The sequence below is a fragment of the Sulfurospirillum cavolei genome, assembly GCF_001548055.1.
GTDB lineage: Bacteria > Campylobacterota > Campylobacteria > Campylobacterales > Sulfurospirillaceae > Sulfurospirillum.
Window position 1 is genome coordinate 2,439,320 of record NZ_AP014724.1, and the last position, 25,482, is coordinate 2,464,801.

At 44.9% G+C, this 25,482-nt stretch carries 28 protein-coding genes and 1 riboswitch; of the genes, 9 read left to right on the plus strand and 19 right to left on the minus strand.

Going from position 1 to position 25,482, the window contains the following annotated elements; translation table 11 throughout:
• Positions 1-3: 3 nt before the first annotated feature.
• Positions 4-1,029 (minus strand): YeiH family protein, encoded by a 1,026-nt coding sequence (locus UCH003_RS12235; protein ID WP_060826720.1) that lies wholly within the window; start codon positions 1,027-1,029, stop codon positions 4-6.
• A gap of 196 nt (positions 1,030-1,225) precedes the next feature.
• Between UCH003_RS12235 and UCH003_RS12240 the strand changes: the two genes are divergently transcribed.
• Positions 1,226-2,107: a LysR family transcriptional regulator gene (locus UCH003_RS12240; RefSeq protein ID WP_060826721.1), complete on the plus strand. Its 882-nt coding sequence runs from the start codon at positions 1,226-1,228 to the stop codon at positions 2,105-2,107.
• Position 2,108: 1 nt separating this feature from the next.
• Here the strand turns inward: UCH003_RS12240 and ribB are convergent, their stop codons facing one another.
• Positions 2,109-2,744: a 3,4-dihydroxy-2-butanone-4-phosphate synthase gene (gene ribB, locus UCH003_RS12245; protein WP_060826722.1), complete on the minus strand. Its 636-nt coding sequence runs from the start codon at positions 2,742-2,744 to the stop codon at positions 2,109-2,111.
• A gap of 95 nt (positions 2,745-2,839) precedes the next feature.
• Positions 2,840-2,993: riboswitch (FMN riboswitch) on the minus strand.
• Positions 2,994-3,025: 32 nt separating this feature from the next.
• A complete protein-coding gene (locus tag UCH003_RS12250; RefSeq protein ID WP_060826723.1) occupies positions 3,026-3,910 on the minus strand; it encodes a DMT family transporter in 885 nt (294 codons plus the stop codon).
• Positions 3,911-3,983: 73 nt separating this feature from the next.
• Here UCH003_RS12250 and UCH003_RS12255 point away from each other — a divergent pair, with 73 nt between their 5' ends.
• Together UCH003_RS12255 and UCH003_RS12260 are read left to right on the plus strand one after the other, a co-directional pair.
• Positions 3,984-4,976 carry an adenosine deaminase gene (locus tag UCH003_RS12255; protein WP_060826724.1) on the plus strand — a complete coding sequence of 331 codons (993 nt, stop codon included), beginning with the start codon at positions 3,984-3,986 and terminating at the stop codon, positions 4,974-4,976.
• 46 nt (positions 4,977-5,022) lie between these two features.
• Complete coding sequence (locus UCH003_RS12260; RefSeq protein ID WP_060826725.1) at positions 5,023-5,211, plus strand: CCE_0567 family metalloprotein; 189 nt, start codon at positions 5,023-5,025, stop codon at positions 5,209-5,211.
• 4 nt (positions 5,212-5,215) lie between these two features.
• Here UCH003_RS12260 and UCH003_RS12265 read toward each other — a convergent pair whose 3' ends face one another.
• The 9 genes from UCH003_RS12265 to UCH003_RS12305 all read right to left on the minus strand — a co-directional run bounded on the left by UCH003_RS12265 (position 5,216) and on the right by UCH003_RS12305 (position 13,177).
• On the minus strand, positions 5,216-5,968 hold the full coding sequence (locus UCH003_RS12265) for an alpha/beta hydrolase (RefSeq protein ID WP_060826726.1): 753 nt from the start codon (positions 5,966-5,968) through the stop codon (positions 5,216-5,218).
• 66 nt (positions 5,969-6,034) lie between these two features.
• On the minus strand, positions 6,035-6,862 hold the full coding sequence (locus UCH003_RS12270) for a hypothetical protein (protein WP_060826727.1): 828 nt from the start codon (positions 6,860-6,862) through the stop codon (positions 6,035-6,037).
• Between the two features lie 3 nt (positions 6,863-6,865).
• On the minus strand, positions 6,866-7,483 hold the full coding sequence (locus tag UCH003_RS12275) for a penicillin-binding protein activator LpoB (RefSeq protein WP_039672037.1): 618 nt from the start codon (positions 7,481-7,483) through the stop codon (positions 6,866-6,868).
• An 11-nt stretch (positions 7,484-7,494) separates the two neighbouring features.
• Positions 7,495-7,902 carry a DUF1425 domain-containing protein gene (locus tag UCH003_RS12280; protein WP_039672036.1) on the minus strand — a complete coding sequence of 136 codons (408 nt, stop codon included), beginning with the start codon at positions 7,900-7,902 and terminating at the stop codon, positions 7,495-7,497.
• Entirely contained in the window at positions 7,889-9,235 is a 1,347-nt protein-coding gene (locus UCH003_RS12285; protein WP_060826728.1) for a COG3014 family protein, read from the minus strand. Before UCH003_RS12285 ends, UCH003_RS12280 begins: the two co-directional genes overlap by 14 nt.
• Positions 9,236-9,442: 207 nt before the next feature.
• Positions 9,443-10,702: an exodeoxyribonuclease VII large subunit gene (xseA, locus tag UCH003_RS12290; RefSeq protein ID WP_060826729.1), complete on the minus strand. Its 1,260-nt coding sequence runs from the start codon at positions 10,700-10,702 to the stop codon at positions 9,443-9,445.
• On the minus strand, positions 10,699-11,418 hold the full coding sequence (ubiE, locus tag UCH003_RS12295) for a bifunctional demethylmenaquinone methyltransferase/2-methoxy-6-polyprenyl-1,4-benzoquinol methylase UbiE (protein ID WP_082709204.1): 720 nt from the start codon (positions 11,416-11,418) through the stop codon (positions 10,699-10,701). Before ubiE ends, xseA begins: the two co-directional genes overlap by 4 nt.
• 62 nt (positions 11,419-11,480) lie before the next feature.
• On the minus strand, positions 11,481-12,248 hold the full coding sequence (locus UCH003_RS12300) for a hypothetical protein (protein WP_060826730.1): 768 nt from the start codon (positions 12,246-12,248) through the stop codon (positions 11,481-11,483).
• Between the two features lie 11 nt (positions 12,249-12,259).
• Positions 12,260-13,177 (minus strand): manganese-dependent inorganic pyrophosphatase, encoded by a 918-nt coding sequence (locus tag UCH003_RS12305; protein ID WP_060826731.1) that lies wholly within the window; start codon positions 13,175-13,177, stop codon positions 12,260-12,262.
• Between the two features lie 152 nt (positions 13,178-13,329).
• Here UCH003_RS12305 and UCH003_RS12310 point away from each other — a divergent pair, with 152 nt between their 5' ends.
• Genes UCH003_RS12310 through UCH003_RS12330 form a run of 5 tightly spaced genes read left to right on the plus strand, consistent with a single transcriptional unit; the run spans position 13,330 to position 18,741 of the window.
• Complete coding sequence (locus tag UCH003_RS12310) at positions 13,330-15,432, plus strand: TonB-dependent receptor (protein WP_060826732.1); 2,103 nt, start codon at positions 13,330-13,332, stop codon at positions 15,430-15,432.
• Between the two features lie 9 nt (positions 15,433-15,441).
• Positions 15,442-17,262, plus strand: a complete 1,821-nt coding sequence (locus tag UCH003_RS12315; RefSeq protein WP_082709205.1) for a nitrous oxide reductase accessory protein NosL — start codon at positions 15,442-15,444, stop codon at positions 17,260-17,262.
• On the plus strand, positions 17,259-17,702 hold the full coding sequence (exbB, locus tag UCH003_RS12320) for a TonB-system energizer ExbB (RefSeq protein WP_041963553.1): 444 nt from the start codon (positions 17,259-17,261) through the stop codon (positions 17,700-17,702). The genes UCH003_RS12315 and exbB overlap by 4 nt, the downstream gene beginning before the upstream one ends.
• Entirely contained in the window at positions 17,699-18,076 is a 378-nt protein-coding gene (locus UCH003_RS12325; protein WP_041963552.1) for an ExbD/TolR family protein, read from the plus strand. Before exbB ends, UCH003_RS12325 begins: the two co-directional genes overlap by 4 nt.
• A complete protein-coding gene (locus tag UCH003_RS12330; RefSeq protein WP_041963551.1) occupies positions 18,073-18,741 on the plus strand; it encodes an energy transducer TonB in 669 nt (222 codons plus the stop codon). Before UCH003_RS12325 ends, UCH003_RS12330 begins: the two co-directional genes overlap by 4 nt.
• On the opposite strand, the gene UCH003_RS12335 is transcribed toward UCH003_RS12330, so the two are convergent.
• Together UCH003_RS12335 and UCH003_RS12340 are read right to left on the minus strand one after the other, a co-directional pair.
• The gene (locus tag UCH003_RS12335) at positions 18,738-19,181 is read right to left on the minus strand and encodes a hypothetical protein (protein ID WP_041963550.1); all 444 of its coding nucleotides are present in this window, start codon (positions 19,179-19,181) and stop codon (positions 18,738-18,740) included. The two genes, UCH003_RS12330 and UCH003_RS12335, sit on opposite strands and share 4 nt — an antisense overlap.
• Before the next feature lie 13 nt (positions 19,182-19,194).
• On the minus strand, positions 19,195-19,812 hold the full coding sequence (locus UCH003_RS12340) for a hypothetical protein (protein WP_060826733.1): 618 nt from the start codon (positions 19,810-19,812) through the stop codon (positions 19,195-19,197).
• 189 nt (positions 19,813-20,001) lie between these two features.
• Between UCH003_RS12340 and UCH003_RS12345 the strand changes: the two genes are divergently transcribed.
• On the plus strand, positions 20,002-21,267 hold the full coding sequence (locus UCH003_RS12345) for a coproporphyrinogen III oxidase family protein (RefSeq protein WP_060826734.1): 1,266 nt from the start codon (positions 20,002-20,004) through the stop codon (positions 21,265-21,267).
• On the opposite strand, the gene UCH003_RS12350 is transcribed toward UCH003_RS12345, so the two are convergent.
• From UCH003_RS12350 to UCH003_RS12370, 5 genes are read right to left on the minus strand one after another with little or no spacing between them, the layout of a single operon-like run.
• Positions 21,257-22,108: a cache domain-containing protein gene (locus tag UCH003_RS12350; protein ID WP_231964781.1), complete on the minus strand. Its 852-nt coding sequence runs from the start codon at positions 22,106-22,108 to the stop codon at positions 21,257-21,259. The two genes, UCH003_RS12345 and UCH003_RS12350, sit on opposite strands and share 11 nt — an antisense overlap.
• The gene (locus UCH003_RS12355) at positions 22,105-23,286 is read right to left on the minus strand and encodes a sensor histidine kinase (protein ID WP_060826735.1); all 1,182 of its coding nucleotides are present in this window, start codon (positions 23,284-23,286) and stop codon (positions 22,105-22,107) included. Before UCH003_RS12355 ends, UCH003_RS12350 begins: the two co-directional genes overlap by 4 nt.
• Positions 23,273-23,941 (minus strand): response regulator transcription factor, encoded by a 669-nt coding sequence (locus tag UCH003_RS12360; protein WP_041963547.1) that lies wholly within the window; start codon positions 23,939-23,941, stop codon positions 23,273-23,275. Before UCH003_RS12360 ends, UCH003_RS12355 begins: the two co-directional genes overlap by 14 nt.
• Positions 23,942-23,949: 8 nt before the next feature.
• Positions 23,950-24,918: an NrfD/PsrC family molybdoenzyme membrane anchor subunit gene (nrfD, locus tag UCH003_RS12365; protein ID WP_060826736.1), complete on the minus strand. Its 969-nt coding sequence runs from the start codon at positions 24,916-24,918 to the stop codon at positions 23,950-23,952.
• The gene (locus UCH003_RS12370) at positions 24,915-25,481 is read right to left on the minus strand and encodes a 4Fe-4S dicluster domain-containing protein (RefSeq protein ID WP_060826737.1); all 567 of its coding nucleotides are present in this window, start codon (positions 25,479-25,481) and stop codon (positions 24,915-24,917) included. Before UCH003_RS12370 ends, nrfD begins: the two co-directional genes overlap by 4 nt.
• Position 25,482 lies beyond the last annotated feature (1 nt).

Consider the following 25,482-nt stretch of genomic DNA (forward strand, 5'->3'; position numbering starts at 1 on the left):
GCGCTACAACGTCAAAGAAAATTTAACGATGGCAAAGCCTCCGAAAATCAACCATACAAATAAAATCGTCGCTAAATAGACCGGCTTCATACCCACGTTTTTAAACTTGCTCGCATTGGTTTCCATGCCCAAAGCACTCATCGCCATGGTCAACAAAAACGTGTCCAAGGCGTTGATCGTATCGACGACATGTAAGGGCAGAAGATGCAGCGAATTAAACCCCGCAACGACGATAAACAAAACCGCAAACCACGGTATCGTAATCTTAGTTTTGGTTTTGTAAATCGACTTGGAGGCACGTGTTAACCAAAGTCCCAAAAGAATCAAAAACGGCGCCAACAACATAACGCGTATCATCTTAACGATCACGGCACTTTGCGACGTTTCATCGCCGATAGCATTTCCGGCGGCAACGACGTGCGCGACTTCATGCAAGGTTCCTCCGACGTAAATACCCATTTCGGAGGGACTCAAAGGCACACATCCCGCACGGTACAAAAAGGGGTACAAAAACATCGCTATCGTTCCAAACACGACGACCGTGGAAACGGCGATCGTGCTTTTATACGCTTCGGCTTTGACGACGGGCTCGGTTGCCAGCACCGCCGCCGCTCCGCAAATAGAACTGCCCGCCGCGGTCAAAATCGTCGTCTCCTTATCGAGTTTTAGCAGTTTCGTCCCGACCAGATAACCGATGATAAACGTCAACGAAACGACCAATACGCTCGTAACGACGCCCGCCAAACCGACTTCGAGGATATTTTGAAACGTCAAACGAAAACCGTAAAAAACGATCCCCGTACGTAAAATCGTTTTAGTCGAAAATAAAATACCCGCAACCCACTCCTGCGGCAATTTCGAACGCAAAGTGTTGGCATAGAGCATTCCGAGTACAATGCCCACGATTAACGGGCTTAAGCCCAAATGTTTAAACAGCTCAAACTCGCTCAAGTACGTAGCACTCGTCGCAAAAAGCGCGACAAACAAGATACCGCTTAGGGTATGAGACCGATTTTCTTTACGAAACATTCCGCTTCCTTCTAAAAATTTCAACCATTATAGGAGCTTTTTATTCATAAACAAAATAAATTAAATTTGCTATAATCATTAATATTTTAAATCAATTTCGTGTAAAAACGATTCGGTAAGCCCTACGACCTCGCGTTAACACATCATTCCTAACGCGTAATAAGCGTTTGACGCTAATTTTGATGAAAGAAAGAAAATGACGCTCAAAGAACTCTCTTTTTTTTACCGTTTATGCGAAGAGCCCCATTTTTCCAAGACGGCGCAAAAGTTAAACATCACGCAATCGGCACTCTCCTTAGCGATCAAATCGCTTGAGCACGACATCGGCGAACCTCTCTTCGATCGCATCGGGAAGAAGTTGGTTTTAAGCGAAACGGGAAGGCTCTTTAAAGAGCTAACCTATCCTGCTTTCACGACGCTTTTAGAGGCTCAGAGTTTGTTTAGCGGCAATGCGCTTTTGGGTATTTTAAAAATCGCTTCGAGCAAAACTATCGGCGATTATTTGACGCCCCGCATCGTGTTTGATTTTCTACTGCACCATGAAAACGTACGCATTCATAAAGAGATTCATAATTCGGCGACGATCATTCAGATGGTTAAAAACGGCACCATCGACGTAGGATTTATCGAATCGGCATGCGATGAACGCGAAATCGTCAAAGAGACGATCGGCTATGACGAACTCATCGTCGTAACCGGCGATAGCGCATTGGCAAATCAGTGCGTCTACATCGACGAATTATTCGAAAAAAAGTGGATTTTACGGGAAAAAGGATCGGGTACGCGCGAAGTTTTTTTGGAAGCGTTGGGGGAGATTGCCCGTTCTTTACCCGTCTTCACGGAATTTAGCGAATTTGAAGAGGCGAAAACCCTTCTGTTGCACTCTGCGGATATTATGACCTGCGTCTCGCGCGTCGTCGTCGAAAAAGAGCTTCAACGTCGCGAACTCTTTGAAGTTCAGCTCAAAAACGTCTCGATTCGCCGTCCGTTTTACCTGATTTACCACAAAGACAAGTACCAAAGTAAACTTTTGAGTACGTTTAAAACGCATGTTTTAAACGTACTCCGGCCTTCTTAAATTAACACGCGTTTTGGCGACGATAGTCGATAATCTCTTCGATAGAGACTATCGGGAAACCGCTTTTGCGCGCAAAAGCGCGTACGTCTTCTCCTTTGGTCATCGTGCCGTCCGGATTGGTCAGCTCGCACAACACCGCATAAGGCGAAAGCCCCGCTAAACGCATCAAATCCACCGAAGCTTCGGTATGACCGTCCCGTTCCAGCACGCCGCCTTCTTTGGCGCGAAGCGGAAAAACATGCCCCGGAGAGACGATTTTGGTTTTACCGTTTGGATGAATCGCTGCTTGAATCGTTCTCAGACGATCTTTAGCGCTCACGCCCGTGCTGACGTCTTCTTTGGCTTCGATGGAGACGGTAAAACCGGTGTGAAATTTGGATTGGTTGTGTGCGACCATCATCGGCAGTTCCAACGCGTCCACTTTTTCGGGAGGCAAACACAAACAGACGATTCCGCTGCATTCGCGAATCAGCAACGCCGTTTGTTCCAACGTTAGCGTTTCGGCATGAAAGATAACGTCGGCTTCGTCTTCACGATCGTTTCGGTCGGTAACGATAACGCCGCTACGGTTGCGTAACGCTTCCAAAGCGTTCGAGAGGGAGGTAGGCGCGACAAAACGCGCGCAAGGTTGATTCATGGGTTACTCCTAAGAAAATGAGTAAACTTACCAGAATCAGGGCATGTTTAATACTTAGAGACACGACCTTGTCATACAACAATGGCAATAAAGGACTCTATTCTCTCTCATCCGGACTTTAACCGTTGGTTTTGGAGTTGCACCAAATCTGCTTGACCCTTCACATTCTTACATGTAAAGGCGCTCGCGGACTCTCTTACATGTAAGATTACCGCCAGTAGGGAATCGCACCCTGCCCTGAGAAATAAGTTTCGTTGAAATCATACAACCGATTGGCTTAATTAAAAACGCTTTTTAAGACTGTTCACGATACCGGAGCTTATCACCAACGCCAATCCGATAAAATAAACGGGTAAAATCGGCTCGTCAAATACCGCGATGAGAAAACTTGCCGACAAAACGGGCGTGATAAAAATAAAAGGAGCGACAAACGATGCATCGGCGTTTTGCAAGGCTTTAATCCAAAAGAGATACGAAATGCCGTTTAAAAAAACACCGTTTACGGCGATAAAGAGCCACTCTTGAGCCGTAGGAAACGCAAAGCTAGAAAACGTCTCCATCGAAATAAACGAATACACCACCGCCGTAAAAAAGTAGACGCTCACGGCATTGGTTAGATTGATGCTCACTTTTTTACTGAGCACCGAAAAGAGCGCGAACGAAAAAGCACCGATGAGAACGGTGATAATGACGCCGATATTTCCAAAATCGACTTGCGCCAAATCGCCTTTGGTAATGACGATCGCCACGCCCGCAAACCCCAAAATCAACGAAACGATCTTAGCCAATCCGAGACGTTCTTTCAAAATAAAGAGCGACAAAAGTACGATAAAAATCGGCCACGTGTATTGCATGACCAAGACTTCCAAACCGTTGGCTCTTTCGTAACCGAAATAGAGCAACAAATAAAACAAGAAGTCTAAAAAACCAAGACCCAATAGCGCAAGATACGTTTTAGCCGAATATTTGAGCAATTCATGCGTTCTTCGGCGATACGTCGCCACCGCCAAAAGCGATAAAAACGACACGACGCTGGAGTAAAAAAGGTACTGATGATGATCGAGTCTAGATTGAGAAAGTTTGGCAAACGTCGGAATCATCGACCATAAAAAAATACAAAGTGCTACATAAAAGATGCCCTGCGCTTTTTTGGAAAGCGGTTTCATTCACGTCCTTTTTGAAAAATTTTATTATAACGTGTTCTTTCAAAATTGCTATAATTACGTAAAAAGAGCCATAATGAACGATCTTATCGCCAAACTCCCCAAAGCCGAACTTCACCTTCACATCGAAGGCACCTTAGAGCCCGAACTCCTGTTTACGTTGGCTCAAAAAAACAACGTCGTTATCCCTTACCCCAGTGTTGAAGCGGTGAAAAAAGCTTACCGTTTTACCTCGTTGCAGTCGTTTTTGGACATCTATTACGCGGGAGCGGCGGTACTTATCGGCGAGTCTGATTTTTTTGAGCTGACGTGGGCGTACCTTCTTAAATGCCAAGAGCAAAACGTCTTACATGTAGAGATTTTTTTCGATCCGCAAACACACACCGCCCGCGGTATCGCGTTTGAAACCGTCATAAGAGGCATTACCCGTGCGTTAGAGCGCGCCGAAGCGGAGTTGGGTATCAGCGCGTATCTCATCATGTGCTTTTTACGCCATTTAAGCGAAGAATCGGCGTTTGAAACGCTTCAAGCATCCCTTCCGTTCAAAGAGAAGATTATCGGCGTAGGACTCGATTCCAGCGAAGTGGGACACCCGCCTTCCAAATTTAAGCGTCTCTTTGAAGCCTGCGCCAAAGAGGGTTACGTCGTCGTCGCGCACGCCGGCGAAGAGGGAGATAGTTCGTACATCTGGGAAGCGATTCGATTATTACATGTGAGCCGTATCGATCACGGGATTCGCTGCGACGAAGACGACTCGTTGGTTGCTTACCTTAGGGCGCATCGCATTCCCTTGACCGTTTGCCCGCTTTCCAACGTCAAACTCCGTGCGGTCAACGATATGAAGAACCATAACATTCTCAAACTTCTGCATCAAGGGCTTTTAGTGACGGTCAATTCAGACGATCCGGCGTATTTTGGCGGCTATGTCAACGAAAACTACGAAGCACTGATTCAAAACTTACATGTCAGTCCCGAAGAGCTCAAAATTTTGGCGAAAAATTCGTTTGAAGCCTCGTTTTTACCGCAAGAACGCAAAGAGTATTTTTACCGATACATCGACGCGCTTTGAGGAATACTCCTTGCACTCTTCTTGCATGACATGTAAGGAGTTAACGATGGACGAAAAAGAGCTTAAAAAAGAGTTGGCGCGTCTGAAGCGCATTGCGGTAGAAATTGCCGGAGAGATTCACGACATCGTCGAAGATACTTTATGGGTCAAGTACGAAGAACTACCGATTCTCTCGGCTAAGGTCGTCGAAGCGGTTAAAGAAGCCGAAGCGTTCAAAGTACGCAACCATCTTTAATGCTTTAATGCGCGATAATCCAATCGGCAATCTTGCTAAGCGTTTCCGATTCAACGCCGTTAAACCCGTGATAAGCATACGCCATGCACGGATCGCCTTGCGATTTTCCGCCTTGAATCATGATGAGCTCCGCTAAGGGCAATTTTTTCATTAAGGTGTCGATTAGCGAAGGCGAACAATGTACGCATCCGTCATTTGCATGATGCACGACTAAAACCGGCATCGATATTTTTTCAAGCGGCATTTGAGGCACCGCATCGCTTTTTGGATCGCTTAATATCGTCGACGTCAAAACGAAACCCGCAACACCCTGAATACCGTGGGTTGCCGCATAAGCAACCGATTGCGTCCCACGGCTCGTTCCCACAAGCCAAATCGGTACGTTTGTTTTGGTTTTCACCCAATCGATGACGTTTTGGATGTCTTGTACATGTTCTTTGCTTTGACGAAACCCGTTTAAATAAGGCTCACGCTGGCGATCACTCGGAGCATCGACGATTACGACCGTTAGATGCGCATCGACAAAAAGTTCTCGCGTACGCATAAGAAAATTACCTTCTCCCCAACCGAATGTCCCGTCTTGCTTGAGTTGTATCCCGCCGTGTCCTCCGGCAAATAAGATGACCGCAGCCTTCGCAGTAGGCGATTCACGAAACATTATACGTTCACTAACGCCGTCTCGGGTTGGAATATCTAGGATGTGAGCGTGAAGAAAACTCATAAACAATAGAAGTATCGAAAGAGAGTATTTTGCCATCATCGCTCTTGAAAGGATATCGCAACGGGGCGACGACGATCTGTTTTTCGCCGTCGCCCCGTGCTATTACTCTACCAGACGCTTGCCCGGAGAGTCTTGGTATTCCGCATCCGATTCGCTCGGATTGGGGATACGTTTGCCTAAAACGGCCGCCGTAATCTGCATTGCAACCTCTTCGACCGCCATATCGACGACTTCATCGGCAGGAATGTAATCTCGTGCATCAAACGTTTTGGATCCTTTGCCCGTAAAGGTTCGAGCGAATACCGACGTTCCGTCGCTTGCACGCGTAATCTTGATATTGATCTTACATGTAGCGTTAATTGCATAGCGTCGATGCGTACCGTCGGGAACTTTACGAATACCGTTCAATTGCATTTTCACAATATCGCCGGTTAAGACATAATCTCCCGCGCGTTTAGCAATCGCCTTTTTAGCCGCTTCTTCCGATGTTTTGGCACTCATATATTCGGGATTGCGCATGCCCAGTTTCACACCGCCTTCGCTCAAAGCCGATTCAATCATACCGGTCAATTTTTCCGAGTCGAAACTCTTCTCGACGATCACTTTATCGGTGCTCGCGTGAAATTCGCTCTCGTCTTTGGACTTAAGATCGTATTTGCCGTCAAAACTCCCTTTGGATTGGGCACTTGCGCTTCCGCTGTAATAGCCCTCGCGATAATTTGCATCGTAGGAAGCGGAGCCTTTTTCATGAGCATAACCTTTGAGCGACGACTCGGCTCTTGCGTATTCGTCGTAAAACTCGCGCGTCACTTGATACGTATAGCGCAAAGGCATTACCACGACGCTTTTGTCAAACGGAACCACCTGAGCACACGCTAAGCATTCCGCCAGCAAAAGAGCTACCACTATTTTTAGGCTAAATCGTTTCATACGTTACCAACCTAAAGAGGGTTTTTTGCTAACCTTACGAATCTCTTTTTCGTCTTCCCACAAAATCTCGCTGCTTTGAGGGTCAACCAACTGCAACATAATACTGTAGTAATTGTCTTGGACGTTGGCGTTGGCTTTTTTAATCGAGCGAACGGTTCCCGTAATCACATAATCAAAATCCGTCATTGCTTTGACGTTCTTTTTCTTCGTCGAAGTCTCTAAGAAATCTCGTGCCTCGTTGACTTGTCCTAAGTTCGCGCTGTCCGCAACAAAGCGAACCGAACCGGATTTAAGAAGTTTCGATCGAATTTTTTCGGTAATCGCACGCGTATCGATATGCTCGTAACTTTGGTTTTTGACTTCCATCAAACGTACTTTCGGAGGTTGTTGCGCTTTCGCGATGTAGCGAACTTCCAAAAGCGATTGCGCCATCATTTCGGCCGTTGCTTGAAGATCGGTCGAACCGAAATCTGCCGTGACCGTTTCAACCGCTTTGGCATCGCCGTACGCAACGTTGCTATCGCCGCCGTCTACTTTTCCTGCTCCTCCGGTCGTGGCACATCCGGAAAATAATAATGCGGCTACCGCCGCGCTACCGATAATTTTTGAAATAGAACCCATAGGCGTACTCCTTATTTTTTGGTTGAAATAATTAATTTATAATCAACGATAGAAGGTATTGTAGCAGCTTCTACCACTTTAATCTTTTGATTTCCGATGACGGTTTTCGGTCTCCAGCTGGTCGTCTCTTTGAGTTGACCGTACTGATCGTACCATTCGACTTGGTACACGAAATCGCGTTTTTCACCGTTATCCGCATTGATAAACTCTGCCATCAATTTCAAAAAACCGTTCTCTTTAAACAACTTAATATCGCTTACGAGTACGTCCATATCGTCAACGTAATTGACTTTATCGACGCTAAGTGCTTTATTGCGTTCCATCACGGCATCGCGTTGCATTTGCGAATTTTGATTGGCGCATCCGCCGAGCATTAAAAGAGCGATCGCACTCAAAGCCAACGATTTAATATTCAACATGATCGACCTCCACGTTTTGACTAGAAAGATACGAAACAAGAATCAAAGAGCCGCGTTTTGTCTCCTGAGGGACTTGAACGCCAAACTCTTGACCTCCCAATTTCACGATGACAGTATCGCCTTTTTTCGCTGAAACTTTCGATAAGTATCCGGAGTTAGGAAGCATCTCCCAGTTTCGATAACTTTGCTCCATCGCGCTTGACGTAACGTCCATCAAAATCGACGCCGCCAAACCGCCGAGCAAACCGCCGTGATCGGACGCTTGTTTAGCGACAACGCCTTTGGTCGTCGCACGAACGACCGATTTCATAATTTCCAAAGGAAGCTCGTCTTTGAGCGTTTTATACGCCATTTTGTCCGTTTTTAAAAGTCTAGGAGAAGCACTCTCGCCCATCAACGGCGAATAGATATTGACGTAAGAAATATCGTCTTTGGGGTGTTTGAGCGAAGGAAGATCCAGTACCGTATAATAATTTAAACTCGGTAGAGGAAAGCGAATCTTGTCGATACTTTGCACCGGCGCTTGTCCCGTAAACGTTACGACGTAAACATCTACCGTATCGGGTGTTGCTTTTTGTTTGGAAGGTGCAAACACTATAGACGCTTCCGGAGAGAGTGCTACCGCTCTTTTTTGGCTGATTTCAGAGTATTGCGTGTCGTTGGAGATGCGACTGACGACGGCACTTAGAGCATACGAAAAAGCATCTTGATAGTTGTTTGCCATCGCTCTCACGTCGGGGTCTTGTAACATTTCGCCCATTGAATAGCCTGCGGGAATTTGATCGGTATTGGGATTGCCCTTAACCTCTTCTTTCTTTTTTTGCGTTTCGGAGAGTTTTTCTTCGGACTCTTTGAGCCAGAATTCTTGACGTTTTTCCATTTTACGCATTTCAACCGTCGCACCCTCAAAATTGCCTAGCATCGCATAGTTAAGCCCGTTTAACGTATGCATCAGCGTTCGCTCGTACCCTTTGCCGTAGTACGTTTCCGCACCTTTAGAGAACAATAACGATCCCATACCTGCTCCGACGTTTCGCATGCTTACTTCCGCGCGCGCTTCGTACTCGTCTAAAATCGCCTCTGCTTTACCGAAAGCTTCGATCGATTTTTCATATTGTTTATTGCTTTGGTACAAGCGTCCCAAGTTCAACCAATGCCACATTTCGCTTTGTGCCGAGGTATCTTTTTCCATCTGTTCGATGGTTTTAGCGACCGTCTCTTTTTGATTTGCCCCCGCTTGTAACTGTTGCGTCGACACCGCCGGCGTACATCCCGTTAAGAAGAAAAATGCGACAACACTACTGATGATACCCAATGCCCCAAAACGATTCATAGCAATCCTTTTTATGGAAGATAAATAACCTGTCAAACATCAAACCTTTACATCGTAAAAATTTGCCTATCATAGGCAAAAAATATTTAAATTTTTATTATTATGGTAAGAAAAGAATCAAACGATATACGACCGCATTGTAACCTACTATCGTTACGTCTTGCGTTATAAAAAAGGTACCGATCTGCTTGCCGATCGCAAAGAAGGTTACAGGTCTAAAGGTCGTTTGCTTAAAGCTTGGGCTAGAAGGATTGTCGAGGGGGTTTGAAGTTCAAATACTTCGTCGATTTCGATGGTTTCGAGTGCTACTTTTTTACCCTTTCGGACGATTTGCGCATAACACTCTTTTTGCTCTCGTTTGGGCTCTTTTGCGCTCAACGCATTGCGATACGTCAAAAGACGTTGTTCGTGCGTGCTCAAATTTTGGCGCGTTTGAAAGACAAGGCGTTCGAGTAGACCTTGACGCGCATACGCTTTTTCGCGCAATAAACGTTCGAAACGTTCGTTTAATTGCCCTTGCAATAAAGCGATCTCGCTTTTCCATAATGCCATTTTACGATCGATAGAGTGTTGATGAAACAACTCTTGAAGCCGCGTTAACGCAAGAACTTTCGTATGCAATAAACGTTCGACCAAACGTTCGTAGTGTTGCGCCGTGTCGTCTAAGCGTTGGAGCATTTCGATTTGATCGGGAAGCAACATCTCCATCGCCGCAGAAGGCGTGGGAGCGCGAACGTCCGCTACAAAATCGCTAATTACATAGTCGATTTCATGCCCGACCGCGGAGACGATCGGCGTTTGACATGTAAAGATAGCATCGGCGACGATCTCTTCGTTAAACGCCCACAAATCTTCGATACTACCGCCGCCGCGCGCGATGATAATCACGTCTACGTTTAAGCGATCGGCCTTGGCGATATTCTCCGCAATGCTAAACTTGGCATTTTCGCCTTGCACCAAGGTATCCAAAAGCGTTATCTTTACAAGCGGCCAGCGTTTTTGAGCGACTTTGAGCATATCTTGGAGTGCAGCTCCCGTCGCCGACGTTACTAATGCGACATGTTCGACGAATTTGGGAAGCCTCTTTTTTCGCTCCGCATCAAAATAGCCTTTGGCGGAAAGTTTTGCTTTGAGTTGTTCGTATGCTTTGGCAAGCGCACCGCTACCGGCGGGCTCCATGCTAAGGCAATTGATTTGGTACGTTCCTCTGGGAGAAAAAACCGATAATGCGCCGTGAACGATCACCGCCATACCCTCTTCGAGCTGAAATTTGAGGGCTTTGGCGTTGCCTTTGAACATCACGCAGGCAATCGCGGAATCGGCGTCTTTAAGCGTAAAGTAAAGATGCCCCGAGCTGTGGTACGTTGCCCTTGAAATTTCGCCCTCGACACTGACATGTAAGAACGTCGCTTCTAAAAGCGACTTGATCTGGTTGTTGAGGCTTGAGACGCTTTGCGTTTGACTCATCGTTTTCGAGCAATAACCAAAGTCGAAATATCCATCGAAAAACTTTTGCAAAATTCGGTTTCAAATCCCGCATCGTCCAGCTCTTTTTGGAGCATGCTTGCGGTTAAAAAACCTTCGATGGAGTTAGGAAGGTATTCGTACGCCGCTTTATTTTTGGAGATAAGTCCGCCTAAAATCGGCAAAATTTTCGTGAGGTAAAAATCTTTAATCGTAAAAAACAAGCCTTTTTTATCGTCTTTCGTAAACTCCAAAATCACAACGTAGCCGCCTTGTTTGAGCACTCTCGCGAACTCTCTAAAAGCTTCTTGACGTTTCATCACGTTGCGAATGCCGTAACTGATGCTTACAATATCCGCGCTTTCGCTCGTCAAAGGTAATGCCGTCGCTTCGGAGATAAAAAACTCGAATTCCGGAAACTTTTGCTTCCCGACGTCACTCATCCCCACAGAAGGATCGACGCCCACGATTTTGCCGATCTTACGGTCTGCTTTAGTCGCTTGTTTTGACCAATAGCCCATCATATCGCCCGTTCCGCATGCGACGTCGACGATAAGTTCGATAGGTTTGTTATAGCGTTTAAACGTTTCGTTGCACGCTTTTTTGCGCCACTGAATATCGATCCCCATGCTTAAAACACGGTTTGCCCTGTCGTACGTACCTGCGATCTCATCGAACATTTGAACGATTTTTTGCTGTTTAGTGTCGGTATTTTCCAAAAATGAATCCTCTTAAGGCGAACATAAAAAGAATATTGTAGCGAATGAAGTTTTAGATAGCCTTAGCGTATCGCTTTTTTGAGGCGTTTTACCAGTGCATTGGGCTCTTTTTTGACCATTTTTTTGATGAAAAAGAGTAAAGGTTGATTGCCTTTTTTTTGGAGAAAAAAGTCGCTTTTTTCCGTTAAAAGTGTCTGTATATCCCATAAAAAAGCTTGATAAGCAGAGCTTTGCATACGATCTAACAGTGCCGTACGCTCTTTACATGTCAAAACACCCAAGGCGTTTTGCAAACGATCGATCATCGCCGTATCGAATAAAAAGCGGGAAATTTTAAGTAGCATCGCGATACGTTTAAGTTGCCGATAGGTTTTTCTAAGCGCGTCGCCTTCATCCTCGAGCAAAGCTTGCACCGCATGTTTTAAACGTAAAGTCTCATGGTAAAGAAGCACTTTAAACACTTTTTGGGCACTCATGCCGCCCATAAACGTAAAGTCAATCGAAACGTCCGCCAATCTATCGCATTTGGTAAAAACCGTCTGTTCGTCAAAATCATACTCCTCGGGAAAGCCGAAAAGCTTCACAAAGCGGTTTTTATAGCGCCGATCGTTCGTGACGTCGCGCAGGATATGCAAAGCGGCGTCTTCGCTCAATACCGCAAGCGTCGCTTCGTCGTCATAACGTACGCCTAAAACACCGAATGTCGCATACGTGTCGCAATAAAATTGATCGATATTTTTTTTATATGGAGTCGAAGTGCTCTGCAAATAGCCAAGCACTTCATGGGGGTGTTCAATCAGGTATTTTTTTTTCCAAAACGACTTTTTCACAAAGTACGCTTTTAAAACTGTTTTTCCATGACGGGAATGACCTGTTTTTTACGACTTAAAACGCCCTCAACCCACATTTCGTGGTTCACAAGTTTGGTGTTAAACGCGTTTTCGATTTTGTTTTCGTCGTCGCTGACAACTAAAAATTGAGAGCCTTCGATCATGATATCGGTTAAAAGGAGCATTACGGTATGGCGATGGCCCTCTTCTTTATAGGTTTTCATATCGGCAAAAAGTGCCTCTTTCATCTCGTCGAATACGGTTAAATCCACGACTTCAAGTTGACCGATGCCGATTTTATGACCGCCCATATCAAAATCTTTAAAATCACGCAATAAGAGCGTACGAGGACTTGCCCCTTTGACCGCGGATTTGACTAAAAACATCTCCATTCCAAGTTTTTTGAAATCTTCCACGCCCGCAATATGCGCCAACTCTTTTACTGCTTTGGTGTCCGCTTTGGTACATGTGGGCGACTTAAACAAAACCGTATCGCTCAAAATTGCCAGCATCATAGCACCCGCAATATTTTTCGGGATGTCGATTTTATAATGATCGAACATCTCTTTGACGATCGTATTCGTACAACCCACCGGGCGAATCCAACACTCAAGCGGCGTTGAAGTCGTAATGTCGCCGAGTTTATGATGATCGACAATGCCTAAAATATTCGTCTCTTTGAGATTGTGCGGTGCTTGCGCAAGATCGGAATAGTCGGTAATGTAAAGGTTGTCGCCTGAAAAATCGTTCTTTAAAAGAGGTTTTTCAAGTCCGAACGTTTTTAAAATAAACTCCGTCTCGGGGCTGATTTCGCCTTGGCGTGCCGGCGTACAAGCTTCGCCGAGTTCTGTTTTAAGGTATGAGAGTGAAATCGCCGATACGATCGAATCGGAATCGGGATTGATGTGTCCGCATGCATAGGTTTGCATCAAAATATCCTTTAGTGTTTTTCGTGTAATTATAGCCGATTGTTTCTATTTTTTGAAATCCAATCGCATTATCTCGTAAAGTCCGTTTTGCTTAACACATATTTAACACTGGTGTGTGACAATTTATCTTCAGACTACTACAAGGAATATGCATGATTGATAAGAAACGCCTTTACGCGTCCCTCACGCTTTTGCCTCTTCTCGCCCACGCTGAAACACTTCAGCTTGACACCGTGAGTGTCACCGCCACCAAAGTTGAAACCGAAACGAAAGAGGTTTCCCAATCCATTGCCGTCGTTAACGCTCAGACCATTGAAGATAAAAACGTCCTTGATGTGAGCAGTGCATTGGAAAACATCCCCGGTGTCAACGTAGAAAGCTCCAGTAACTCTCCAAGTCCAAGACTTATTATCCGAGGTGCGGGACTTAAAGCAAATTACGGCGTACGAGAGATTATGGTCATCAAAGACGGCGTTCCGATGACCGACCCCGATTCGTTCACGCGCTTTGATTATATCGACATGCAAGACGTTCAAAGCATCGAGGTACAAAAAGGTCCCGGTTCTATCAGTGCCGTTAACGCCACGGGCGGCGTTATTCAGCTCATTACCAAGTCTGTTTTCGAAGAAGACGATAATAGCATCAAAATCGGCGTAGGAAACGAGGGGCAACGCAATCTCAATCTCAAATTGCGTGAAAAAATCGACGATAACGATTTTGTGTCGATGAATTTTTCCAGACAGTCAAAAGACAATCACTGGCGCGATAACAACGAATTCGACTCAACGCAAATCAGCCTCAAATACGGTCATATTTTCGACGACGATTCAACTTTGCAGGGTGAAATCGCCTATACCGAATCCAACTTACAGCTTCCCGCTTCCATGACCAAAAACGAATTTGAAGCCTTTAAGAAAACGGGCGAACAACACGATACTTCAAGTCCGTGGCAATACACCGCGCGTAATTCCAAAATTCTCTCGCTCAATACCCAGTACCAAAAGGAAGTCGGAGATTTAACGTATAAACCTCGCTTTTACGTCAATCGCTGGGAACATTTTCATCCCGTCACCGGTATTATCAACGATGCTGACGAGAACTACGTCTACGGTACAGATTTGGAAGCCGATTACGCCCATCAACTCTTCAATAAGAATGCCACCTTGGTTTTCGGTGTGACCGCCAAACAAGATCGAAGCGACGATGCCAAAAAATACCAATACGCCGATATCGTCACACAAAATGTAATCCTCTACGGTAGACCCGTCACGCAAGTCGTTCAAACACTTTCCAATAGGGAAGGTAGTTTAGCCAATGTCGAAGACAGTCTTGCAACGTTATACGGTATCTATGCCATGGAAACATTTAGTCCATTCGATCGTACTACCGTAGACATTAGTAGCCGTGTCGATCGACTAGGATTTGATATTAGCGGCAATGAAATATCGTATTTTGATTATTCAACATCAAGCTATAAAACAGGTGCAGGCGACTATGCTATTAATAAAAGCTACACGCTGATGTCCTCCAAACTCGGTGTGACGTATGCGCTCACCGATACGACCAATATTTACAGTTCTATCGCGTTTGCCAATCAAGCACCGACGACCAGTGAACTTGGCGATAACGAGGGACTGGATAAAACGCAAAGCGTCAACTATGAAATCGGTTTGAAAACACGAACGGAACAGTTTAGTTACGACGTTGCGCTTTACCAAAACGACGTGAAAGACGAGATTATTCAAATTAAAGATGCGGGCGGCAATACCATCTACGACAATGCGGGACAGACCCAAAAACGCGGTTTTGAGTTTTTAGGAATGTATCACGTCAACACGGCGCTTAGTTTTGGTCTCTCTTATGCCTACAGCGATTTTAAATACGTGAGTTTCCAAGAAAAAGTGGGCGCAACGTTTGTCAATCGAGACGGCAATTATTTACCCTACATCCCCAAACACCAATACGGTTTGGAAGCCAACTACAAAATGGAAAACGGCTTTAAAACGCGTATTCAAACCAAATCGTGGGGAAGCTATTACCTCGATAGTGCCAACAGCGACAAATACGAAGGTTACGATTTCGTGACCGACGTGATGTTCGGGTATGAGAAAAAAGCACATTTGATTCAACTCAACGTCAACAATATCTTCGATAAACATTACGCGATGCAAGCCGAAAAGAGCGTTTACGGCGTAGAAAGCTATAAAGCGGCCGCACCTCGAAACTTTATGGTCAGCTATCGCTATAAATTTTAAGGACGAATGATGGTGACGCAACAAAAAAGAGATGCCGACGACCTTTTTTCCTATAAGACCACGGCATTTTTCTTTAAAAACACGTATTTTTTGAAAGCTCTTCGTATCGTCGTTCTCGCATTGTTCGTCTATGCGATTTTTTTAGGCTATGTCCAACCGGACAAAGCGCAAAACACCTTCACGACGACGCTCTTTTGGTCGTTGTTTTGGCCGCTTTTTATGGTCGTGACGCTTTCGACGTTCGGCAGACTCTTTTGCGGTATCTGCCCGCATGCGTTTGTGGGTAAATACCTCACAAAAATCGGTCTTAAAAAAACACCGCCCAAATGGCTTAAAAAGCCGCTTATCGGCGTATTGCTTCTTTTTTTGGGATGGTGGAGCGTTTATTATATCTATCCCAGCGCCTACAAGACGCCATTGAGCAGTGCCCTCTTTTTTACGGTTCTGAGCGTTTTGGCGTTGAGTTTCTTTTTTATCTTCAAAGAGATGAGTTACTGTAAATACATTTGTCCTATCGGAACCATGACACGCACGTTTTCAAAAATCTCGTTTACGTGGCTTGGCACTTATGCGCAAAGCTGTCAATCGTGCAAAACGTTTGATTGCACCAAGGCGTGTTCGTACAATCTCAAGCCTTTTAGCTTCACCGCCAAAGCATCGATGAGTGATTGTACGTTGTGTATGGATTGTGCGCAGACGTGCGAATCGGTTCATTTTAAACTTCAAAAGCCTTCTTCGTCTCTTTTTAAAAAATTTCAAACGTCCCGTGCCGAAGTCTGGGCGATTTTACTGATTACTGCCGCCATTACGATTACGATGAGTTTTCATCACGCACTTTCCCAAGTCGCGATTAGCGATGCTTATTTTTGGGTGCGCGCGGGCAAATGGCTTCAAAATACCGTCGGTATCGAAGGTATCGATTACATCGGCATGAGTGCGTTGATATCGGCGCTTATAAGCACCCTAGGCTTTGCCGCAGGCGGTATTTTCGTGGCGTCAAAAATCTTACATGTAAGATTTTCATCTGCTTTTGATACGTTGTGTTATGCGTTTATTCCTATCTTTATCATCGGCGGATTGTCGCATACCTACGAATTTTTCTTTGTACACCATTACAGCACTATTCTTAACGGTTTCATCCAAGGATTTCATCTGCCTTTCGAAGCCGTCAAGCCGCTCGCAACCAAAAAAGATGCATGGTTAAAAATCTTCGGTATTTTAAACTATGTCGCCGTTTTATGGGCACTTCTCATTATGGCAAAACGCGTCAGTTTCTTTAACGCATCGCGTGCCGCTCGTATTGCCGCGTTCGCGTTTGCGTCGCTTTTGATTTTTTTCTATTTGGGACTCAATCTCTACCGTTCTTACGCGTTTGCGACGTACGGTATTAAACAAGGCGGACATGCGCACAACGGCGCTGCCAAAACGCTCTTTGCCAGCGTACCCAAAGACAAAGCGCTCTTGCTTCAAGGAAGTAACGAGGGCGTGGTTTGCGGAATGCCTTTGGACAAACACTTCAAAACCAACCACAGTGCCACCTTGGAGGGAAACGTCAGACAGTACTGCTCCTTGCACTGCCTTACCGAAGATTTGATGATTAAGAAGCTACCGCTTCAAAATATTCACGTCGTCGATGTGAGCACACTTTCGTTTATTGACGCGCACAATGCCTTTTACGTGGTAGGAAGCCGCGTCAAAGGAACGATGAGCGAAACCAGTCAATATGCTTTTGCCAAAGAAGAGGATGCCCAAGCGTTCCGCACTAAAAACGGCGGAGAAATCATGTCGTTTGAGCACGCGCTCAAGATTGCTATGAAGGATTTTGAATGATATCTATCGAACTCATGCAACATTTGGTCGACTACGGCGTAATCGGGCTTTTGGGCGTGATGAGCTTTTTAACGCTCTTTTTTTGGATTGAACGGTTGTTGTTTTTTAGAACTTTACATGTAAGAAATTACGCTTGTAAGGAAAAACTAGAGATGGATGTGAGCAATCACATCCATATTCTCTCCACCTTTGGCTCAAACGCTCCTTACATCGGGCTTTTAGGAACGGTATGCGGCATTATCATTACGTTTTACGCCATGGGCCAAAGCGGACAAATCGACGTCAAAACGATTATGAGCTCCTTAGCCCTAGCGCTTAAAGCTACCGCCATGGGACTCGTGGTTGCCATCCCCGCCATCTTTTTTTACAACCATCTGATCCGTAAAATCGAAAAGATTCTTTTGGCGTGGGACATCGAGCAGAAAAAAGAGACCGTATGAAGCTACGCCGTTTCGAGTCGATTAACGTTGTACCGTTTATCGATATTATGCTGGTTTTATTGGTCATCGTCCTCACCACCGCGACCTTTGTCGCAAGAGGGATGATTCCCGTCGATTTGGCGCAAGCCTCCTCATCCAATGCCCTACAACCGCAAAAAGAGTTAGTGATTACCGTACAAAAAGACGGGAGTTATTTTTTTGACGATCAACCCGTCGATACGACGCAAATCGATGCGCGTTTAGCATCCTACCCGTCGCAAACAAACGTGCTGATTAACGCTGATAAACAAAGTCTTTTCGAACCGTTTGTTTTTTTGATGGATCGTCTCAAAGAGCATGGGTTTGACCATATAGGAATTGTGACAAAACGATGAAACGCTATTTAAATGCTTTGAGTATCACTCTGCTCATTTATACGTGTATCGGTTATGTTTTACTGTATCAGCGCACCCTCCAACCACTGAGCGCTCCTGTGTCAGAAACGACGTATATAAGCGTCTTTATTCAAAAAACGCCCCCAAAACAAGAAGCGCCCAGCGTCGCTCCGACGCCTCCAGAACCTATAAAACAGGACGTTCCAAAACCAAAAACAATTGCCAAAGCGACAACGCCCAAAATCAAGCAACCAACGGCGATTCCGTTACCAAAAGAACCCTCTATCGACGAAACAGTCGCAAAAAACGACCTCAAAGAAGTACCGCAAAAAGAATCAATCCAAAACGAAACAGCCGTATCTTCTCCGCCGAAAGGAAAAAATGATGCGATGCAAGCGTACATCAAACGCGTGGTGGCACGCATCAACGAGCATAAAATTTATCCGAAAATTGCGCAAAAAAGTCATATTGAAGGAAACGTTATCGTCGAATTTACGATTTCGCCTACGGGAGAGTTGCTCTCACTGACCATTATCGAAGGAAAGAAAATTTTCTATAAAGCGACGGAAGAAGCCTTTTATAAAAGCTTCCCCTGTCCGCTTGAAGAGCGATGGCTCACGAGCGACACGACGTTTCGCATCGCTCTGAATTATACGCTACTTTAATGCCCTTTTTTTCCGTGCTCTTTATCTTTGGATTTTTTACCGTAATCGTCGTCATCGTCAAAACGCATATCGTGGCCGCCTTTAAGCGCTTTAAATTCGGAAGACCCCGGTTTAATACCGAGACTTTGCGCCATAGCTCCCCAGCCTTGTTTGTGATGCTTGTGATACTCTTGCAACACGTAGTCGGGCGATCTGCCGCTAAGTTCTGCCAAGCGCAGCACCATATATGCGTCCGCCGGTGCTCCGACGCTTTTTAAAATAACACCCAGTTGCGCTTCGGGCATTCTAAAACGCGACAACAAATCGGAGCGGTATCGGACAGGATCGGAATCGGATCGAAGATTGAGATTCATCATCCAATCAAAATCGGCCGCAACCAGCGAGGATACCCCTAGTAAAGCAATCACCGTCATACGTATCAAAGATCGTTTTAACTGCATTTTTTCTCCTTTATTAACGTCTATCGTATCTATCGTCGTCTTTTCTATCTCGGTCGTGTCGTGGGTCATGCGACTCTCTTCGAGGCTGTTCTACACGCCCTTGATCGTGTCGTTGAGGCTCGACGTGCTCACGACGCGGTTCGTATTCTCGATGCGGCTGTTCGATATACACGCGCGTCGGCGGAACATACCGTCGAGGCTCGCTGTAATGGTATTCTTCGTAACGAACATGCGGGCGTTCACGATAGATAATATCGTGACCGTGGCGCAACGACGTAAACATCGGTGCGTAAACGGGGATGCCTAGAAAAAGTGCAAAATCATCCCAATGGGCAAATCGACGTTCGCGATAAATGCGCAACACGTATTCAGGCGGTCGATTGGAAAGTTCCGCCAATCGAAAAATCATATAGGCGTCTGCGGGTTCATAAACGTTGTCCATGATGGAAATAACCTCTACTTCATTGTAATGAAATCGGTCCATCAAGCCGTAACGGTATGCATACGGGTCGGAATGCGAACGTAAATTCAAACTGACCATCCAATCAAAATCGGCCGCTTTAAGCGTTGATGCCGAAGGTATTGCCAACAAAAGTGTCGCAATAAAAACCAAATTCGGTGCTATTTTCATATAAAGTCTCCCTTTTTTATTGCAATTAAAGCATTATTCTCTATAAAAGTGAATTTATCGTGAATCTTACTCCCCCTCTTTTTCTCACGTTTGAGCGTTATAATCTTGCGTATGAATTAAAAATTTACATAAAAATTACTTTTGTTACTTATAATAGCGGCAAAAGACGGGCTTTAGAAAGGAAATTTGATGTTACGCCATCCCTCAAAAATCATTACGAGTGCAACCAGTTATTTTATGCACCAATACACCAAACACTATTTAAACGTCGACAACCCTTCCAAAGGATTGCCGTTGCCTCCTGAAAACAAACCTTATTTGCTCTACGTTCACGTACCGTTTTGTTCGATGTTTTGCCCTTATTGCTCGTTCAACAAATTTACCTATACGAAAGAAGCGGCAAGCGTTTACTTTCAACACTTGCGTCAAGAGATTTTACATGTCAAATCGTTAGGGTACGATTTTGATTATTTGGTGATCGGCGGAGGTACGCCGCTTATCGATGAAGATGAACTGATCAAAACGATCGAACTGATTAAAACGCAGTTCAATATTCAACACGTCTCGTGCGAAAGCGATCCTAACCATATCAAGCCGAAAACCGTTTTACGCTTAGACGGACTCATCGATCGCCTCTCTATCGGCGTACAAACCTTTGACGACACGCTTCTGAAAAAACTCGGTCGTTTTGAAAAATTCGGTTCCGGCGAAGAGGTGTACCGTAAAATCGAATCGATGCTCGGCATTTTACCGATCACGAGCGTCGATTTGATCTTTAATTTCCCAGAGCAAAGCGAAGCCGGACTTATTCGAGATTTGGAACTTCTTAAAAAACTCTCTCCGGAACAAACGAGCGTTTATCCGTTAATGACCTCATCGTTGGTCAAAAACAGCGTGCGTAAAAGCCTCGGGGAATTTAGTATGGCGCATGAAATGGCTTTCTTTAAAACGATTAAAAAACAGCTCAAAACCGCCTATCCTTCACGTCACGGTTGGTCGTTTTCCAAAGAACAAGACACGATCATCGACGAATACATCATCGATCACGAAGAGTACGTCGGCGTTGGTTCGGGTTCGTTTAGCTTTTTAAAAGATACGCTTTACTTAAACGAGTTTGCGCTCGACCAATACTCCGCACATATTCAAAACCGCAACAGTGCCGTCATTAAAGAAAAAACTTTTCCTCAAAATTCGCAAATGTATTACCGCCTTATGGTCGATCTTTTCAACGGCAAACTTTCCAAGAGAAAATTTCACCGTATGTTCGGCGTCGAAATCGAAGAGGCGTTGGGCAAAGAGCTGATGTTGCTCCGTTTGGCAAAAACCGTCGTCGAAGACGAACATACGATCAAAACGACGGAATTCGGCGACTATCTCTTTTTGGTCTTAATGAAAGAGTTTTACATGGGTATGGATCGTATCCGCAACAATGCGCGAAAGCACCTTAGCCTTTAAATGACGCCAAGGAGAGGCTTTCACTCCACGTTAAGACGAAAAAGCCGACATATTCACCGTTAATATCGACTATCGGGGTGTAAAGCACGTAACTGTCTCCCATTTTCATATAGCCCGTGCCTTGAAAATTGGCACTTTTGATAAAATGAAGCCCGTTGGTCGATTGATTGACGATCGTGTAATTATCAAGCCTAAGATTTGGAGCATACTCCGAAGCATTGGCGATGTCGGCGTATTCGTTTTTCATCAAAACGTACAGCTCCACGCCGTCTTTTTTGAAATAACGACTCATATCTTTAAAATCCACAACCGTTTCGATTGTCCCGACATACTCCTCTTGGTTAAATACCGGAGCAATCGCACGCATAAACATCCCGTTACGCCCGATCTCAATCCCTTTGATGGAGTGTTTGGTTGCTTTCACTTTTTCTAGCGCATGGCGAAAAGCACTTAAATCGTCGTTACTTTCATTGCGATAGTCCCATAAGCGCATAAAACTTTTGAACTCTTTGGTGTGCAAGTGTAAGCGTGCGTTTTCAAACACGCCCGAGAGAGCCATCGTATTTTTAATGTCGAGCAAATAATCCAAACACTGCGTTCGATCTTGGTTTTGAAGGCAACCGATCACGTGAGGGCTTTTGGCTAAAATAACCGAGCTCGCCAATGAGACGTGCGTCGTCTCTTCGATCTTGTTGTGTAACGTCAAAAGCAGCGCGTCCATCTGTTTTTTAAGGGTTTCGTCCTCTTCAAACGAAATCGATTTGTTGTATAAAAAAAGCAAGCAAAGCCCAAAAAAGAGCATTACTAATGCGCTGAGGAAAAAGCGTTTTTCTTTCATCATGTCAAAGCCTTTTGTTCGTTTTCAACTTTATCGAGCCATTTTTGGTGATCGAGCTTAAAAACGTACGTAAAGCGCGATCCTTGGTTCTCGTACGATTCAATGTCGATATCGACGTCGTTTTTATTGCATATATTTTGAACGATATTGAGTCCTAAGCCAAAGCCGCCTTGCACGCCGTCTTCCCTTTCAAAACGCTCAAAGACTTTATAGAGGTCTTTAATGCCTTGCCCGTGATCGATAAAGCTCAAAATACAACTGCTTTCGTCTTTACGGTGAAGGTATATTTCGACAATGCCTTGAAAAAACGAATACTTAATCGCATTGGAGAGCGTATTATCAAGAATGCGTTGCAGTTCGACCTTACTGATAAAAATCATCATCGCCTCTTCGATCTCGTACTTTAAAACGATGGATTTCGAGCGTGCAATATCTTCGAAAAACGCGATGCGTAACCCGAGGTATTCCGAAAGGTTGATCGGCTCTTTCGCATACACCACTTTTTTGTGTTTAATATAATATTCCACGTCTTCGTATGTCATTTGCATCTGTTTCGTTGCCGCTTTAATGCGTTGGAGGTGTTTGGAAGAGGTTACGTAATTGGAGAGCAACTCGACGTTAATGTTAATGACGCCCAAAGGCGTTTTGAGCTCATGCATCGAATCGTTAAAAAAGTCGTTCATATAGCGTTGCATTCGCTGATACGGATAGATGCTCGAATGCACGAAGACGTTGCTTAGAAGGTAAATCAAAAACAAAACGATAAAAAAAAGCATCGTCGTCACGAAAATAATCTTGGCATAATTGAGCTTGGTTTGAACCACTACGAAAAAAAGCCCTCTATCGTCGGTTTGTACCGCTTTTTGATAGTACAAAAACGGATACACCACGCGTATCTTAAATTGCACGTCCTCTAACGTCGCTTCGATGCCTCGGTACAAAAGCGTATGCGTCTCGTCGTAAATATTGAGGTGAAACCGTACGCTACGCGGAATATCAAACTCTTCTTTGGCAAAAATGCTTTTTTCGTGCGTTGAGACCCATTCGAAAAGCTCTTGCGAAGCTTTGTATTTTTCTTCCGTCACGGTACTTTGAATCGCAAAAAAACTCGGAACGCTAAAAAGTGCCATGACGATCAGCGTATAAAGCCAAACCGAACGAAACGGATTAAGCGTCAACATCGATTTTATACCCCAAACCGCGCGAGGATTTGATGAATGCTTCGACGCCTACTTTGAGTCTGATCTTGCGAATGTACATTCGAATGTCGGCATAACTGATCTCTTTGCCTTCCCAAACGTTTTCGCGCAGGGTCTCGATATCGCAGAACGTATTTTTACGTCGAATTAAAAAACGCACCAACTCTTGTTCTTTGGAACTTAAAATAATCGTTTGATCGTCTTTCTTGATTTCGCCCGTTTCGAAATTGAAACAAAGACCGCATGCCAGCTTAAATACCCCTTCGTTTCCGGTTTGATAGTGCTTTTTAATCAGCTCTTTAACACGAAGCTCTAACTCTTTGAGCTCAAAAGGTTTTTTGAGATAATCGTTACAGCCAAGCTCATAGCCGATTGCGATATTGTCGATATCGACCAAAGAGGTAATGATAATAATCGGCGTGGTAATCTTGGCTTCTTTGATGTATTTGATCAGTTCGTGACCGTTGAGCTTAGGAACTTTCACGTCCAACAAAAACAGATAATAGGTTTTTTGCATAATCGCGTCCAAAGCACTCTCTCCGTCGAAAAAGGCATCGACTTCATAGCCCAAAAACTCCAAATACTCTTTAATGCTTTCGTTGTAATTGTAGTCGTCTTCGAGCAATAAAAGTTTCATGATCGTCCTTATCCAAGATAGATTTGTCCGGCGTAAATAATGTAATAACGTAGCAATAAAACACCTAAAAGCACCGCCGTTGCGTTGGTTAAAATATACCTGACCCGATAGACGTGGCTTCGTAACGCCAAAATAACCGTCGCAAGCGGCAATAACAACCCGATGCCGATGACTCCGAGCCAAAAGACCAACGCCAATCCGCCGTGGCTCAGTGCCGCTTTCGCCACCGACGAAACTTCGCCGCCGCCGTAAAAAAGACCGACGAAAAAGATACCCAAAAGCGGCAATTCGGTCATAATAACCCGCAAATCCAGCACCAAAAGGTACTTGATGCTCTCCGTGTTGATCGTACTTTTAAAAAACACCAATCCGATCAAAATATTCACCGCAATCCCCGAAGAGATGCTCGAAGTCAAAAAAACGATCGGCAAAACAGGACTGTTCCACAGCGGAATCGCATACAACGCCGAGAGTAAAAAGCCCGTATAAGAGCCTACGCACAATGCCGCCGCCATTAAAAAATACTCGATCGTTTTTGCATACGAGTGCAAACTCTTGACCCATTCGATAAAGCTTCCCAAAGGCAAAAGCCATGTGTATTTCACAATCGTCCGTTCAAACACCAAAAGCGTAAAAACCAACACGATCGGCGTGTAAATCAGTAAAAAAAGAACGCCCAAGCTCATAACCGAGAGAGGATTAAAACGAATCAAAAGCCAATAAAACGACAACGGACGCCCTAAATCCGCGACCAATAAAAAAAGTCCCGCTAAAATCGATACGGGAGCGACCAAAGTTCCAGACTTAATCATCGCGTCCCAAATCGAAGAGTTACTACGTTCGTGTCGATTCCATTTGACCAGCAGCGCAACGATAATCGAACCAGCGCTGATACCGGCTAAAAAGAGATAAACGGCAATCGCCCACGACCAGTGAATCACTTCGTACTGCGCGGTACTTCCCCACATCGGGCTCATACTTTAACTCCTTTGCGTGCGGGGATAAAGCAGACTTTCGGTTTCGTTCCCAAATGCGCTTTGGGAAATAATAGGGTCTCTTTGCGTGAAAGCATCGCAACCGCCGAATTTTCTTGACTCACATCCCCAAAACGTAACGCTTCGGTCGTACAAACGCTGACGCATGCGGGATCTAGCGCTTTTGAAAGCCGGCTATCAAAACAAAACGTACATTTTTCGACCACGTTTTTGAGTGGATTGATAAAGCGTGCATGGTAAGGACACGCCAAAATACAATACTTACATGTAATGCATTGCGACTCGTGAATATGCACCAAACCGTCTTTGCTCTGAAACGACGCTCCCGTAGGGCATACACTCACGCACGGAGGCTCGTCGCACATCACGCACGAGCGTCTTTCAAAGTGCATTCCAAGGTGTGGAAAAACGCCTTGCGTCGTGACATGGACTTGCAAACGATAAACTCCCTCAGGCACGTCGTTCTCCAAACGGCACGCCACGTTACAGGCTTGACATCCGATGCAAAGATTTTCGTCGAAAATCAGTCGATACGCTTTTGCCATC

Bases quoted from the DNA above. Each gene is read 5' to 3' on its own strand.
- UCH003_RS12235 (WP_060826720.1), bottom strand. From the start codon at position 1,029: ATGTTTCGTAAAGAAAATCGGTCTCATACCCTAAGCGGTATCTTGTTT.
- UCH003_RS12240 (WP_060826721.1), top strand. From the start codon at position 1,226: ATGACGCTCAAAGAACTCTCTTTTTTTTACCGTTTATGCGAAGAGCCC.
- ribB (WP_060826722.1), bottom strand. From the start codon at position 2,744: ATGAATCAACCTTGCGCGCGTTTTGTCGCGCCTACCTCCCTCTCGAAC.
- UCH003_RS12250 (WP_060826723.1), bottom strand. From the start codon at position 3,910: ATGAAACCGCTTTCCAAAAAAGCGCAGGGCATCTTTTATGTAGCACTT.
- UCH003_RS12255 (WP_060826724.1), top strand. From the start codon at position 3,984: ATGAACGATCTTATCGCCAAACTCCCCAAAGCCGAACTTCACCTTCAC.
- UCH003_RS12260 (WP_060826725.1), top strand. From the start codon at position 5,023: ATGGACGAAAAAGAGCTTAAAAAAGAGTTGGCGCGTCTGAAGCGCATT.
- UCH003_RS12265 (WP_060826726.1), bottom strand. From the start codon at position 5,968: ATGGCAAAATACTCTCTTTCGATACTTCTATTGTTTATGAGTTTTCTT.
- UCH003_RS12270 (WP_060826727.1), bottom strand. From the start codon at position 6,862: ATGAAACGATTTAGCCTAAAAATAGTGGTAGCTCTTTTGCTGGCGGAA.
- UCH003_RS12275 (WP_039672037.1), bottom strand. From the start codon at position 7,483: ATGGGTTCTATTTCAAAAATTATCGGTAGCGCGGCGGTAGCCGCATTA.
- UCH003_RS12280 (WP_039672036.1), bottom strand. From the start codon at position 7,902: ATGTTGAATATTAAATCGTTGGCTTTGAGTGCGATCGCTCTTTTAATG.
- UCH003_RS12285 (WP_060826728.1), bottom strand. From the start codon at position 9,235: ATGAATCGTTTTGGGGCATTGGGTATCATCAGTAGTGTTGTCGCATTT.
- xseA (WP_060826729.1), bottom strand. From the start codon at position 10,702: ATGAGTCAAACGCAAAGCGTCTCAAGCCTCAACAACCAGATCAAGTCG.
- UCH003_RS12305 (WP_060826731.1), bottom strand. From the start codon at position 13,177: ATGCAAACCTATGCATGCGGACACATCAATCCCGATTCCGATTCGATC.
- UCH003_RS12310 (WP_060826732.1), top strand. From the start codon at position 13,330: ATGATTGATAAGAAACGCCTTTACGCGTCCCTCACGCTTTTGCCTCTT.
- UCH003_RS12315 (WP_082709205.1), top strand. From the start codon at position 15,442: ATGGTGACGCAACAAAAAAGAGATGCCGACGACCTTTTTTCCTATAAG.
- exbB (WP_041963553.1), top strand. From the start codon at position 17,259: ATGATATCTATCGAACTCATGCAACATTTGGTCGACTACGGCGTAATC.
- UCH003_RS12325 (WP_041963552.1), top strand. From the start codon at position 17,699: ATGAAGCTACGCCGTTTCGAGTCGATTAACGTTGTACCGTTTATCGAT.
- UCH003_RS12330 (WP_041963551.1), top strand. From the start codon at position 18,073: ATGAAACGCTATTTAAATGCTTTGAGTATCACTCTGCTCATTTATACG.
- UCH003_RS12335 (WP_041963550.1), bottom strand. From the start codon at position 19,181: ATGCAGTTAAAACGATCTTTGATACGTATGACGGTGATTGCTTTACTA.
- UCH003_RS12340 (WP_060826733.1), bottom strand. From the start codon at position 19,812: ATGAAAATAGCACCGAATTTGGTTTTTATTGCGACACTTTTGTTGGCA.
- UCH003_RS12345 (WP_060826734.1), top strand. From the start codon at position 20,002: ATGTTACGCCATCCCTCAAAAATCATTACGAGTGCAACCAGTTATTTT.
- UCH003_RS12350 (WP_231964781.1), bottom strand. From the start codon at position 22,108: ATGATGAAAGAAAAACGCTTTTTCCTCAGCGCATTAGTAATGCTCTTT.
- UCH003_RS12355 (WP_060826735.1), bottom strand. From the start codon at position 23,286: ATGTTGACGCTTAATCCGTTTCGTTCGGTTTGGCTTTATACGCTGATC.
- UCH003_RS12360 (WP_041963547.1), bottom strand. From the start codon at position 23,941: ATGAAACTTTTATTGCTCGAAGACGACTACAATTACAACGAAAGCATT.
- nrfD (WP_060826736.1), bottom strand. From the start codon at position 24,918: ATGAGCCCGATGTGGGGAAGTACCGCGCAGTACGAAGTGATTCACTGG.
- UCH003_RS12370 (WP_060826737.1), bottom strand. From the start codon at position 25,481: ATGGCAAAAGCGTATCGACTGATTTTCGACGAAAATCTTTGCATCGGA.